Annotated in this window: 12 protein-coding genes; 8 read left to right on the top strand and 4 right to left on the bottom strand. The window is 55.4% G+C overall.

Going from position 1 to position 13,708, the window contains the following annotated elements; translation table 11 throughout:
- The first annotated feature begins 1 nt into the window (after window position 1).
- On the top strand, window positions 2-421 hold the full coding sequence (locus MM194_RS14340) for an ion channel (RefSeq protein ID WP_033131535.1): 420 nt from the start codon (window positions 2-4) through the stop codon (window positions 419-421).
- 117 nt (window positions 422-538) lie between these two features.
- On the opposite strand, the gene MM194_RS14335 is transcribed toward MM194_RS14340, so the two are convergent.
- The 3 genes from MM194_RS14335 to MM194_RS14325 form a co-directional block, all read right to left on the bottom strand.
- On the bottom strand, window positions 539-1,699 hold the full coding sequence (locus MM194_RS14335) for an MFS transporter (protein ID WP_277605126.1): 1,161 nt from the start codon (window positions 1,697-1,699) through the stop codon (window positions 539-541).
- 145 nt (window positions 1,700-1,844) lie between these two features.
- A complete protein-coding gene (locus tag MM194_RS14330) occupies window positions 1,845-2,897 on the bottom strand; it encodes a TIM barrel protein (protein WP_241343929.1) in 1,053 nt (350 codons plus the stop codon).
- Window positions 2,830-3,540 (bottom strand): UTRA domain-containing protein, encoded by a 711-nt coding sequence (locus MM194_RS14325; protein ID WP_033131532.1) that lies wholly within the window; start codon window positions 3,538-3,540, stop codon window positions 2,830-2,832. The genes MM194_RS14330 and MM194_RS14325 overlap by 68 nt, the downstream gene beginning before the upstream one ends.
- Window positions 3,541-3,941: 401 nt before the next feature.
- Here MM194_RS14325 and MM194_RS14320 point away from each other — a divergent pair, with 401 nt between their 5' ends.
- The 3 genes from MM194_RS14320 (at window position 3,942) to MM194_RS14310 (ending at window position 8,549) form a co-directional block, all read left to right on the top strand.
- Window positions 3,942-6,884 (top strand): GGDEF and EAL domain-containing protein, encoded by a 2,943-nt coding sequence (locus MM194_RS14320; protein ID WP_241343928.1) that lies wholly within the window; start codon window positions 3,942-3,944, stop codon window positions 6,882-6,884.
- Window positions 6,885-6,959: 75 nt separating this feature from the next.
- The gene (gene pflA, locus MM194_RS14315; RefSeq protein ID WP_152599100.1) at window positions 6,960-7,808 is read left to right on the top strand and encodes a pyruvate formate lyase 1-activating protein; all 849 of its coding nucleotides are present in this window, start codon (window positions 6,960-6,962) and stop codon (window positions 7,806-7,808) included.
- Window positions 7,809-7,907: 99 nt separating this feature from the next.
- Window positions 7,908-8,549 carry an energy-coupling factor ABC transporter permease gene (locus MM194_RS14310; RefSeq protein WP_033130079.1) on the top strand — a complete coding sequence of 214 codons (642 nt, stop codon included), beginning with the start codon at window positions 7,908-7,910 and terminating at the stop codon, window positions 8,547-8,549.
- Between the two features lie 99 nt (window positions 8,550-8,648).
- Here MM194_RS14310 and MM194_RS14305 read toward each other — a convergent pair whose 3' ends face one another.
- Window positions 8,649-9,173, bottom strand: a complete 525-nt coding sequence (locus MM194_RS14305; RefSeq protein WP_033130080.1) for an acyloxyacyl hydrolase — start codon at window positions 9,171-9,173, stop codon at window positions 8,649-8,651.
- An 833-nt stretch (window positions 9,174-10,006) separates the two neighbouring features.
- Between MM194_RS14305 and MM194_RS14300 the strand changes: the two genes are divergently transcribed.
- From MM194_RS14300 to MM194_RS14285, 4 genes are all read left to right on the top strand, one after another.
- Window positions 10,007-10,381, top strand: coding sequence for a hypothetical protein (locus tag MM194_RS14300; protein ID WP_241343927.1), 375 nt, complete (start codon window positions 10,007-10,009; stop codon window positions 10,379-10,381).
- The gene (locus MM194_RS14295) at window positions 10,368-12,170 is read left to right on the top strand and encodes a polysaccharide biosynthesis/export family protein (protein ID WP_241343926.1); all 1,803 of its coding nucleotides are present in this window, start codon (window positions 10,368-10,370) and stop codon (window positions 12,168-12,170) included. Before MM194_RS14300 ends, MM194_RS14295 begins: the two co-directional genes overlap by 14 nt.
- A gap of 63 nt (window positions 12,171-12,233) precedes the next feature.
- On the top strand, window positions 12,234-13,034 hold the full coding sequence (locus MM194_RS14290) for an ABC transporter permease (protein WP_241343925.1): 801 nt from the start codon (window positions 12,234-12,236) through the stop codon (window positions 13,032-13,034).
- 22 nt (window positions 13,035-13,056) lie between these two features.
- Window positions 13,057-13,707, top strand: coding sequence for an ABC transporter ATP-binding protein (locus MM194_RS14285; protein WP_241343924.1), 651 nt, complete (start codon window positions 13,057-13,059; stop codon window positions 13,705-13,707).
- The last annotated feature ends 1 nt before the right edge of the window (window position 13,708 follow it).

Below are 13,708 nucleotides of genomic sequence, written 5' to 3'. Positions count from 1 at the left end.
TATGTTATCTATTTTGCTGGTCGGCCTCCCCGTGATCCTGGCCAATATGCTGCTGCAATCCCTGGTATCCGTCGGGGGTATTCGCTTCTACATCAATCACTTCCATGAACGGGAAGGGGTACTGGCCGGGGTGTTGGCCCTGTTTGGCATCATCATCATAGTGCTGACGGGCAACCTGCTGCAGATCACGCTCTGGGGCGCCCTGTTCCTGTGGCTGGGGGAGTTTGCCACCCTGCAGGAGGCCATCTATCACTCCGGGGTCAACTTTGCCACCCTGGGCTATGGCGACATCGTCATGAGTGCACAGTGGAAGCTGCTTGGCCCGCTGGAGGCGGTCAACGGCGCCCTGATGATCGGCCTGTCCGGCGCCAGCATGCTGGCGGTCCTGCAGCATCACATTCGCAAGCAACTCGGCCAGTAGTGCCACGAATAGTGCCTCTCGCCGGGCGCTCGAACACATAAAAAAGAGGGGAGCCAGTGGCTCCCCTCTCTCATTTCAGGTGGCTTGGAGCCGACCGCTCGCCCCGTGCTCCTAACCTCAGCTCGCGGTGATCTGTTCGGTCGCGGTGACAGTGTTCTTACGCTTGATTTCACGCACCAACATAGTGGAGATGACGGTCCCGGCGAAGGCGAAGCAGGCCATGATGCCGAACACTATCTGATACCCCAATAGACCGCTGTATTGATCCAGCAAGTGGCCATAGAGGCTGAAGCAGAACATGGCCGGGGCATAGCCGATGAAGCTGCCCATCGCCATGGCGGAACCGATGTGATCTTCCTTGATCCTGGCCTCGCCGATGGGGGCGAAGAAGACAGCGCGCTGGGTGAACACCACGGTCCCAAAGCCCAGGGTGCAGGCCATGCCGAGGTAGACGGACATCTGCTCGTGGGGCAAGACGATCAGCAGGCCGAGCATGACGGTGCTGACCATGAAGCTGTAGCAGAGATAACGGCTGGGGGACTTCAACACTTTGTCTGCGATGATGCCGCCGATGGGGCCCCCCACCATCTTCAGGCAGTACTGGTTGATGATGCCATAGGCGCCGACCAGGGCCACCGGCAGGGCGTAGATCTTGCTCAGGAAGGGGATGAAGAAGGTCAGACCGCAATAGACGGAGTAGACGCAGAAGATGTTGAGGGCGATGAGCCACACCAGCTTGTCCTTGAGCACCGACGAGAGGTCGCCGGTACGCGCCGCCTTCTGCCCGCCCCCGGTCTTCTCCTCGTCGTTCATCAGGAACAGGATGCCAATCCCCACCACTATCACTATGCAGGAGTAGAAAAGGATACCGGCCCTGAAACCGCTCAGACCACTGCCGAAATAGGCGAAGACCCCCAGTGCACAGAAGGCGACCACGGTGTCCACCACCCCACGCCCGGTCTCAAAGAAACCGAACAGCCGCCCCTGCTGGGTGTTGTCCCCCAACAGGCTGACCGACTTGAGAAGGACCGGCCAATTCAACATGTCGCAGGTCACGCCAAACAGGGCCCAGATCAGCAGGATGCTCCAATATCCCGGCATGCTCGAGAGATATAATCCCAGGAGACCGGTGGCTATCAGAGAAACAGCCATTGTATATTTTTTCGGCAATTTATCGGCAAAATAAATAGAGAAGAAAAAACCCATGGTCGCCACTATGGAGTTGACCGACATGGCATTGCCTATCTGCCCATTGGTTAAATTAAAGTATTCCTGCATGGGGATATAAAATGCATCTTTCAGGGATGGCAATTTATAGATAGTACCGCCGCACAGCGTGAGCAGGCTGAAAAGAGCCCATCTCTTCTTGGTGAGCATAATAGTGTCTCTTGTTTTATATTATGGGTAGGGAACGTGCTTTTTATTAATTCAGAATGGTTTCGGCTTGAGTGACCAATTTTTTCAGGACGGCCCTGACATGTTCTATCTGGCGAATGGCATCCTGTTTTTCCTGGATCAGACGGGCTGATAACAGTTCGGGGGCCGGCAAGGGGGTCTCGCTCATTTCACGCCACGGGATCCAGGGATCATTGCCCTCGTCGCTGAAACGAAATGCCGGTGCATAATAATCCACTTCTTCTTCCAATCCGTAGGCGAGCACCTGCGGCGTATCGTCCCCCAGACAGATCAGCTGTTTCAACAGCTCTTCAAATGGCATATCCCCGGTCCCGGACGCACAGGCAATATGACCGAGGCCGGTCCCCTCCGGAATGATCTTGGCATCCTTGATATGCACGTGGGCGATGTGGGGTGCCATGATCTGCAACGCCGCGAGAGGCTGCTCGTTGGCGTTGATCATGTTGCCAAAATCAAATAACAGGGAGAGGGAGTCGATGCCACTTTCCTGTACTAGCTTCACCAGCTCGCCTGACTTCAGATCCTCATGCTGCTCTATGGTGAAGGACAACTCCCGATGGCCGTGCTGTTGCCGAATATGTGCCAAATCATCCCTGATACGCGCCAATACAGTCGACAGATGCCCCTCATAGCGAGGATAGAAACGCAGTGAGGTGGCGCCTATCTTCTCGGCGACGGTGACGGCCTCGTCGATCTCCGCCGGTGCGGAGGAGCTGATCTCCAGGTTGATATCCAGTCTCAGCTGCTCGGCCTTGCGGCGAAAAGCCGCCAGTTCCTGGTCGCTCAGGTACTTCAGGGAACGGCTCTCTCCATCCAGGATATGGATCTTGACCCCGCGCAGCCCCTGCTGATGAGCAATGTCCAGTAGATCAGCTGGCAAGATCTGCTCCAGGCGCATGTTCATATGGAAAGAATATGCGTGCAGATAGAGCGGCAGCGATGCCTGCCGCTCAAGGATTTTTCTGGCCTGACTTGCGTTCATATTTACAACCTCACAGATGAATAACAAAATCCACAGACTCAAAACGCCAATATTCGATATCGATATGGACCACCACACCGTCCTCATTGGCCCTGTGCTTTTCGACGAGAATGGCGGGCGAACCGGGAGCACAACCCAGATGCCGGCAAATATCCGCACCGATCCGGACGGGACTGAAGGTCAGATGTTGAGTCCTCACCGTCTGGGTGAAACGGGTTTGCCACAGCGTCTGCAAGGAGTCGTTGCCGATATGATCGATAAAGTCGGGGGCATATTCGGGATGAATATAAGTCTCATGATAAAATACCAGGTGATCGTCCAGGGCGCCCCAACCAGTAATCTTATAAATGGATTTCCTCTCTTCGCCGAAAAAAATAGTGGCGAAACGCGCCTCATATTCAGCAAGGATTTCCTTGCTTAAATATCCCCAACTGGGAACACGTCCCTGCTCCTCGGCGGCAATGCGAAAGCTGGACGAAGATTTTGGATTATAAATAAAGCGGGCGGGCGTCATAAACCAGCCACGGCGATCCTTTCTAAAAATGACTGAATCTGATTCCAGGCTCAATAATGCCTGCCTGAGCGTCATCCGCTTTACATTGAGCGCTTCACATAATGCTCGCTCGGATGGCAGCTTGCTACCGGCAGCCAGCCGGTGATCGGCTATCCATTTATCCAGCGCTACTTTAGCGACTTCGACGGTATATATAGTGTTTGACATCACGCCCTTATAAATTGGTTTAAACCAGATTCAGAAACAGTACTCCCTCGCCCCCGTAGCCGGCAACAGCGACCCGAGGTCATGGTGTCAAAATGTGATTTCACTCTCAGTGCCGATGGGATTTGAGCCCAGATGGGAGGAGCAATACTACCAGAGAAGCTTCCATCGAGGCCTCTCAGGCTCTTGTCAGAAGCGGAGAGACAAGATTTCCGTCTGGACGCCGGTTCAGCCCGCTCAAACCGAAGACTCATGCCTCGAGAGACGTGACAAGGAAGCGCCCTGGCAGACTTTTGGACACAAGCTCGACAGCGCCCGCACTTCCTATGGCGTGAAATTTCGTTTGGACCGGTTTTGCAGTATTCTTGGCCGCAGATAATTGCCCAACAGGATAGTGCCCGTTCATGTCGTCTACCGCGCTCAGTCATCTCCCGACCGCCAGCCAGGCGCCGCTGTTCTTTCGCCTGGATACCCGCAGCCAACGGCTGGTCGCCCTGACCGATGTGATGCAGACACCGCTCCACTGGCTCGATGAGCCAAGAGACGCCTGGCCGGCCCAGTTGCCGGATGCCTTGCGCCAGCCCATAGAGCAGCGGCTCGCCAGCGGCCAAGGCGGCAAGCTGCTGCTGCGCTTTGCCGATCTGCAGTGGCACATCTCCCTTTCCCACGAACAGGATGCTTTCTGGCTCATCTGCCTGCAGACCCAGCGCCAGGAGAGCGCGGCCAACCTGTCGCTGCAACTGCCGCGCCTGAGCCAGATGGCCAGCCAGCAACAGTACGCCGCCATGCTGGAGAGCCTCAAGGAATGCCTCGGCGCCGATCGCCTCATCCTCTGGCACTACCAGGCCAATGGCCCCCTTGGTAGCGAACAGCTGACCCCGGTCTTCACCCTGGGGGTTGAGACGCCGAGCGCTATTCGAGGCGATAGTCGCTATATCCGCGCCCTGCGCACCCGCGGCGCCCTGAGCTTCTCCGAGGCGGCCCATCAGCCCATGCTGAGCCAGCATTACTATCTGGCTGATGCCAATGTCTGCTCCCGCCTGGATGGCGCCTTGCTGGAGCAGGAAAAGCTCATCGGCGTACTCAGCCTCGAATATACCGAGACGGTCCTACCGAGTGAGGAGACGCTGCAACTGGTGCGCCACTGCGCCCGGCTGCTGGGCCACTGGCAACCGGAGCCACTGGCGGCCGAGACAGTGGTCATCTCCCTGCCCGCCGACGAGCTGAGCTGCAAGACCGGCAACGACTATTGCCGTGCCCTGCTCGGCTGGGCCATGGCCAGTTGCGGGGCCCGCATCGGTTGGATCGGTGAATTTCAGCCCCGCGGTCAGGATCTCTGGATCATCCCGCGCTGCGTCCTGTCGGGGGAGACCTTCTCCACCGTCAGACCCATCCGGATGGACATGGGCCCAGGCCGGGAGATCTTCCAGCACGGCCAGAGCCTCTACGTAGATGACCTGCCCCTGCGCTACCCCCAGGCCAGCAAGTTGCTGGCCCTCGATGCCAGGGCCTATGTCGGTATTCCCCTCCATGGCCCAAGTGGCGCCCCTCTGGGCCAGCTCACCTTGCTGCTCGATGGGTCACTCGCCGATCCCATGCCTCTGCTCGACGCCCTCGACAGCCAGCGTGAGCGGGCCGCCATCGAGCTGCAACGCCTCGCCAATGACGATGCCCTGCGCCTGGCCGAAGTCGCCTTCAATACCCACGACGGCCTGCTGGTGATGGATCACAGCGGCATCATTCTCAAGGTCAACGACTCATTCAGCCGCATCACCGGCTTTGAGAGGGATGAGGTGATCGGCCTTCACATCGGTGCCCTGCGCCCGACCTACTACGGTGACAGCCTCAAAGATGACGTCACCGCCGCCGTCAACGAGCAGGAATACTGGCTCGGTGAGGAGCAGTGCCTGCACAAGGCTGGCCAGCTCTTCCCGGTGCGGCTCATGGTGAGCGGCGTCAAGGATGAGGCCGGCGAGATCAGCCATTTCGTCTGCAGCTTCCACGACATCACCAGTGAGAAGGAGGCCGCACGCCACATAGAGCGGCTCGCCTATTACGACGATCTGAGCGATCTCTACAACAGGCGCAGCCTGAACGACATCATGCAGCGCACCTTGCAGAGCCCCAGTGGACAATGGGGTGCCTTGCTGCTGCTCGATCTCGACAACTTCAAGTCGATCAACGACTCCCTCGGCCACGCCTGCGGCGATCTGCTGCTGCAGGCCGTGGTGGCGCGGCTCAAGTCCCTGCCACAGGAGAACCTGGTGTTGGCCCGGACCTCGGGGGACGAGTTCGCCCTGCTGTTCACGGCGCTCGGCCAGGGTTATGTCACCGCCAAGATACTGGCGGAGCATTTCGCCCGCGAGCTGATGGGCATCTTCCGCAATCCGTTTGATATCGGTGATCACAAGCTGCACTGCAGCGCCTCGGTGGGGATCAGCCTCTTCTGCGGCGATGACAGGGATCACCTGATCCTGATGCAACAGGCCGACACCGCCGTGCACATGGCCAAGCGCGCCGGCCAGGGCAACTATGTGTTCTTCAGCGAGGCCATGGCAGAGAAGGAAAAGAACAAGCTCTCCCTGAGCAACCAGCTGCGCGATGCCCTGCGCAACAACGAGCTGGTGCTGCATTATCAACCCCAGTACAGGGTCGACAACGGCAGTCTGTCCGGGGTGGAGGCCCTGCTGCGCTGGCAGAAAGCCGACGGCACCATGGTGCCCCCCGGTGAGTTCATCCCCATCGCCGAGGAGACCACCCTCATCCAGGAGATCGGCTATTGGGTGATGAAGACCGCCTGTGCCCAGTACAGTTTCTGGCTCAACAACGGTCTCACCATTCCCCATCTGTCGGTCAACGTCAGCGCCCGCCAGTTCCACACCGCCGGCTTCGTGCAGCAGGTGGAGTACATACTGCGCGACACCGGCGTGCCTCCCTCCCGCCTGCTGCTGGAGGTGACCGAGTCCGTGGTGCTGGAAAACCGGCTGGACAGCATCGCCAAGATCCGCCAGCTCAAGGCGCTCGGCATCCTGATCTCCATCGACGATTTCGGCACCGGTTATTCCTCCCTCGCTTATTTGCGCGATCTGCCCGCCGATGAGGTCAAACTGGATAGGAGTTTCATCCAGACGCTGGTTCACAGCGAGCAGGACAGGGCCATCGTCAAGGCGATCCTGGATCTCGCCCGGGTATTTCGCTTCACCGTGACCGCCGAAGGGGTGGAGGATGAGGAGCAGCTGGACGTCCTCAAACAGCTGGGATGCCAGCACTATCAGGGCTTCCTGACCAGCCGTCCACTCGCGGTCAAGGCACTGGAGGTGCTGCTGGGCAAAGCCCGGTCGGGCTAAACAGGTAGGATTTATAGGGCTTTTTGTAATAAAATAACGACCGCTCGCACCCTGCCAGAACAATTGGAGTCGTCTATGTCAATCATTAACCGGATCCCTGCCGTCGAAGCCAGCGGCTCTGCCGACAGGAAAGTGGCTAATCACCGGATCCCTGCCGCCACCGTTAGCGACGCCAGCAATACCGAAGTCATTGGCCGGATCCATTCCATCGAGACCTGCGGCACCGTCGATGGCCCCGGCATCCGCTTCATCGTGTTCATGCAGGGCTGCCTGATGCGCTGCAAGTATTGCCATAACCGGGATACCTGGGACACCCAGGGTGGCCGCGAGGTCACCGTGCCCGAGCTGATGCAGGATCTCACCAGCTACCGCCACTTCATGAATGCCTCCGGCGGCGGCGTCACCGCCTCCGGCGGGGAAGCCATGCTGCAGCAAGACTTTATCGCCGAGTTGTTTGCCGCCTGCAAGGCGCAGGGGATCCACACCTGTCTCGATACCAACGGCTTCGTGCGCCACTACGACGAGCTGCTCGATCGGGTGCTCGACAACACCGACCTGGTGCTGCTCGACATCAAGCAGATCAATGATGAGAAGCACATACCGCTCACCCACGTCAGCAACAAATACACCCTGGAATTTGCCCGTTACCTGGCGGCCAGGGGCCAGACCATGTGGATCCGTTACGTAGTGGTGCCCACCTGGTCAGACGATGACGAGAGCGCCGAGGGACTCGGCCAGTTCATCGCCGAGCTGGGTGACTGCGTCGAGAAGGTGGAACTGCTGCCCTACCACGAGCTCGGCAAACACAAGTGGGACGTACTGGGTGACACCTATGATCTCACCGGGATCAAGCCCCCCAGCAAGGAGACCATGGACAGGGTCCAGGCGATCCTCGGCAAGTACCACCCCAACGTCAAATACTGAAGAAAAAGGGCTGACCCGACAGGGTCAGCCCTTTTTCTTTGCCATCCCGGCGATGGCCCCTCGTTCATCCGCAATCAGTAACGTGCAAAAGGACATGCCATGACTGAAGGACAAGTTGCCGCCCTCCTGCTATGGCTGGTGCTGCTGGCAGCCAGCCTGCGTGGCTCCCTGCTGCGCACCCTGCATGACAATCCCCTCTATCAGCATCTCTGCCTGGGGAGCGCCATCGCGCTGGTGCCGCTCTGGTATCTGCGGGCCGGTCTGCACGAGGGGCTGGAGATCCATTTTCTCGGCCTCACCAGCCTGACCCTGCTGCTGGGCTGGCGCCTCGCCCTGCTCGCCCCCTGCCTCACCCTGCTGATCCTCGGTTACTTCGGTGTCACCGATCTCGCCGACTTCGGCGCGCAGGCGCTGATCGGCATCGGCTTGCCGGTGGCCACCAGCTGGTTGCTGTTCTTGGCTAGCTGGGCCTGGATGCCCCGCCACCTGTTCGTCTATCTGTTCGTGGCAGCCTTCCTCGGCGGGGCGCTGAGCATCTCGTTCAAGATGATTGCCAGCGCCCTGCTGATGGGACTGGACGAGCGCTACAGCTGGCAGGTGATCAGCGCAGACTATCTCTCCATCTGGCCGCTGCTGCTCTTCCCCGAGGCACTGCTCAACGGCATGGCCATGACTCTGCTCGCCGTCTACCGCCCCCACTGGGTCAACACCTTCTTCGACAGGGAATATCTGGGTCGTTAACCCTGAAAGACGCCCATGCGGACATTTATATGTTGGTTTCAGGCAGCATCAACTTGATTGGCTCCTTAACTTCAGCAGCCAATCCTCACAGGTGAAAATCTAGAATCGGTACTCAATATGAAGTGTGTGGCTGTCGAGTGCCGGGTTGGGTTCATACATGTGCCCATTGGACATGTGCTCATACTGGTAGCCAATCAACCAGCTCCTGGTGAAGGCATAGCCCAACCCCAATCCCGTTGATAGCTGAACAGGGCCGCCATAATCCTTGAAGCAATCCCCCTTCTGCCCAAATTCATGCTTGCTGAGCCACAACACTTCAAAAGGCATCCATACAACCCACTGGTTCCACTGACACTCTACACGTGCCCCGGCTCCCAACCTGGCGCCAGACTCGTGTCCGACATCCAAGATGCCAGCACGGCCCCCCAACCCCGCTTGGCAACCTGAGTCTCCCCATTGCCAGAACATGTGGTGGTATTTTACATCCACAAAAAATACATCGGACTTCTGGCTTTCAGCTGGTGTACCCACTTGCAAGACCACAATGTCATCGTTTGCCACTGCATCTGTGCCAACTGTCAATGAGGCCAGCAGCCCAGAAACCAAGAGAATGTCAGCGCGCATTTCTACTCCCACATCCTTGTGATTTTAAGGTGCCAGCCATGCATTCGGCAGGCACACTTCAGGAATAGTCGGTAAAAAAGCACATTGTCAATAAAGTGTTAAAAACTAAAAAAAACATACAATTATGAGTAGATGGTCTAGCAATGGTGGCACTATTTTTTTACATTCAAAGCAATGTATATCCTGTGGTCATTATGTAACCTCGATGACATACTCGCCTCACCGAAATCATAGAAAATTGATAAGCACAATAAACAGAGATCACAAAATAAAATAATATTGATGATGGTATCTTATGTAAGGTATTTCTTAATTAATCACCATCTCATTGCCAATACTCAGCCGAACTGTATGAACAACTCTATCATTTGTATATTTACCATTTATAACAATGGATTACACTGATTCAGTCAACATTCTTGAGTAACTCATACGTATTATCCCAAATGGGAGTTGACTCAAACAACACCCATCAGTACTATGCGCGCGAAATAAATTAAGCATGACGTTCGCCGCAAAATGAAGCATTATATACAGGCTAATTCCCTACATGAATAGCGTGCTTTCGGAAAAGCTGAACGAGAATTGAACAGATCTGCAATTTAGTTGCCTTGTTTTATATTTCTGTTTACAACCACAAATTGTTACTTTTTAGACCGGGGCCATGTTACTTCCGTGCGGTAGCTTTGCTCTTTTTCCTCGATATACAAGTCTCCACTTAAGCAGCTCCCGCATTTACATATAATACCGAATAACTCAACAACCAATCACGACACATTTGATCAACAACTTGATCACATATCGAGTTTTGACTCTATGGAAAATATTGACACATGAACTACGCGACCCGGTTTCTGGCAATATCGCTAGCTATACAGATTGGTGGCTGCGCATATGAGCCAAAGAAAGTCGAAGCATCCCGCCCCCTCGTCAACCCGGCTACCTCCACTGAACTGCAGGCCATGCCTGCCAATCTGCAACAGGCTCTCAATACCCTGCCGCAAGGAGCAGTCCTCAGCACAAACAGCACCACCTTCACCTTGGGCCAGCGTTATGTGTCAGCCTTGGGAAGTGAGTGCATTGAGCTGTTGTTCAACAGTGATCAAATCCACTCTCAAAGAAGTGTTGCATGCAAGATCGCAGAACAATGGTATTTGATACCTCAATTGGAACAGGCATCCGTCAGCAACCTCCTTGCTGATCAATAACCTGAAGGTATACGTTTTGAAGATAACGAACATTCGTCACCTGAGTACCATCCTGTTTCTCGTCAGTGCCTCCTGCGCATCCATTGCTGCCACCACACAGGATCAGGCTCAACCCAATGGTCAGTCATTTGGCTATAGCCTTTCGGGTAGCGGCGACCGACCCCAACTCGGTGGTCAGTCGGCATTGAGCGGTCAAGCTAACACCAACTCCACTACCGGCAGTTTTACGCAACAAAATCGGCAGGGAATGCTACTGCCTGGTGAGTCTGATGTGCGCAAATTGCTGCCGCAGTCAGAGGCGGGATTGCCCCCGCCCTACGGCGCCAACCTATTTGCCGGAGGGTATGAAACCGAACGCAGCGACGGCTTGAATGACAATTACCTGATAGCACCCGGGGATAAGCTCAATATCTGGATCTGGGGTGCAGTCAACTTCTCCAACGTCGTGACCGTCGATAATCAGGGCAACATCTTTATTCCCGATGTAGGTCCGATCAACGTCAAAAACGTGCCCGCCAGCCAAATCAATAACTTGGTCACCAGCAAGATAGGGGACGTCTTCACCAACAATGTCAATATTTACGTCAATCTGCTGACGACAACCCCCGTCAGCGTATTCGTCACTGGTCCGGTGATCCGTCCGGGTCAATACGCCGGACAATCCTCTGACAGTGTGCTCTATTTCCTCAAACGAGCGGGGGGGATCGACTCAGATCGTGGTAGTTACCGTCAGATCAAGATCTTGCGCCAAAACCAAGTCATTCAGCAGATCGATCTGTACGAGTTCATGCAGCAAGGCCGGATGCCCAAGCTTTCGCTGAAAGATCAGGATGTGATCCTGGTAGAGCCGCAGGGACCGATGATCAATGTGGCGGGCAAGGTGCGAAACCCGTTCCGCTTTGAATTGAAGAAGCGCAATACACAAGGCTCTGAGCTCATCGACTATGCTCTTCCCCTTGCCAAGGTGAGCCACGTCGGGGTCATAGGTGATCGTCCCAACGGCCCCTTCTCTATCTATCTTCCGTACAAAGATTTTGCCAGTGTCCAGCTCAAGGATGGGGACAAAGTCTTGTTTAACGATGATATGCATGCCCAGGTCTACGATGTGCAGGTCACTGGCAGCTACATGGGGCCCTCTTATTTCACCGTCCGCAAAGAGACCAAACTGCACGATCTGCTCAATCACATTCCCATCGATCCCAAACTGGCCGATTACCAATCCATCTACCTGATGCGAAAGAGCGTGGCGGCCAGGCAAAAAGAGATGCTGGATGAATCACTCAACCGATTGGAGCGCAGCGTGTTCACCGCGCCGGCCAGTTCGGATGGGGAAGCGGTCATTCGCGCCAAAGAAGCCGAACTGGTCATGCAGTTTGTGGAAAAAGCCCGCAGGATCCAGCCTCTTGGCAAAGTCGTGGTGGCTGATAAAGGCATCATTGCCAATATCCAGCTGGAGCAGGGCGACCAGATCGTTATCCCGAACAAGACAGATCTCATCCAGGTTGGCGGTGAAGTGCTGATGCCACAAGCCGTGGTCTACAACGCCAATGCCGATCTCGATGACTATGTCGCCTGGGCGGGTGGATTTACCGAACGTGCGAATGACAAGCGCATCGCCGTTGTCCATGCCAATGGGCTGGTGGAGTTTAAAGGCCAGGGCAGTGTTCAGGCGGGAGATCAGATCCTGGTCTTGCCGAAGGTTGACAGCAAAACCATGCAGTCGGTCAAAGACATCACCCAAATCATCTATCAGATCGCCGTAGCGGCGGACGTGGTGCTGGGTAACTAACCCCTCCCCCGAAAAAAGACAGACTCGCCTGGTGGCGAGTCTGTTATAGGGTAAAACGACTCAATGCATAAACCCATCCTCAACCAAACACCTCGGACGCCCTTGCAGGTACTGCGCGATGTAACCTTTGGCCTGCTGATCCGCGAGCTGAAAACCCGTTTTGGCAGTTACCGGCTGGGCTATGCCTGGGCCTTGCTTGACCCTCTGCTAATGATTGGTGCATTTAGCCTGATTTTCGGGATGCGTAGCCAGAGCGGTTTCGGTGGAGTGTCTGCGCAGGTTTTTATTACGGCCGGTTACCTACCTTTCATGTTTTTCAACAAGGTGGTGAGTCAGCTTAAATCTGCCGTCAGCGCCAATATGGGGCTGTTTTGCTACCGCCAGGTCACCCCTTTTGCCACCTTTGTTGCCCGTTTTATGCTCGAGGTCATGGTTGGCATGATGGTGGGCATTATTTTGGTGCTGGGGCTGCTCTGGTTCGGCTTTGATGCCATTCCGGCGGATCCCTTACAAGTCATACTTGGCTATCTGCTGCTTATGGTGTTCTCGTTCTCCCTCGGCATTGTCTTTTGCGTGATTGGCAAGCTATTCCAAGAGGCGGACAAGTTCCTCGGCCTGTTAATGATGCCGCTGATGTTTATCTCATGCGTAATGTACCCGCTGACGGCAGTACCGGTGCAATACCAACACTGGTTTTTATGGAATCCACTAGTACATGCCCTCGAGCTGATCAGAAGCGGCTGGATCGCGGGCTATAGCAGTCCCGGCGTCAGCTGGGCTTATTTATCCGGGGTGACCTTGCTGCTACTGACTTTTGCCATGAGCTGCTATCGCCTGAGCCACCGTCGACTAATCGCCAGTTGATCGCCAATGAGAGCGAAATAACATGATCATTCTTGACAATGTCTCCAAGTATTACCCTACAAAATTTGGCCGTAACTATGTACTGCGCGATGTGAGCATCGAGCTACCAAGAGATCGCAATATCGGCATTCTGGGTATCAACGGGGCGGGTAAGTCCACCCTGTTGCGCCTACTAGGAGGCATGGATGCACCTAGCCAAGGCCGGGTGATCCGGCAATGTCGAGTTTCTTGGCCGTTAGCCCTCGGCGGCGGCTTTCAAGGCAGCATGACAGGACGGGAGAACACCCGTTTCGTCTGCCGCATCCACGGGGTACGTGATACTCAAGAAGTAGAGGAGTGGGTCAAGGAGTTCTCCGAAATAGGTCAGCACTTCGAATTGCCCATCAAGACCTACTCCAGCGGGATGAAATCAAAATTTTCCTTTGCCGTCAGCATGGCCTTCGACTTTGATATCTATCTTACTGATGAAATAACCTCGGTGGGGGATGCCCGCTTTAAACAGAAGTGCATCGACACTTTTAATCAGAAGCGCGAAACCGCCAGCCTTATCATGGTGTCGCACGATATGAAGAACCTGCGTCAACAGTGTGACATGGGTATTTTGCTGCGTAATAGCGTATTGGAAATATTCGACGATATCGACGACGCCATCCGCATCTATCAGAATCTATAAC

The organism is Aeromonas sp. MR16, assembly GCF_022549315.1.
Lineage (GTDB): Bacteria > Pseudomonadota > Gammaproteobacteria > Enterobacterales > Aeromonadaceae > Aeromonas > Aeromonas aquatica.
The sequence above is the reverse complement of the archived record's forward strand: the minus strand, read 5'-3'. Positions and strand labels throughout refer to the sequence as shown.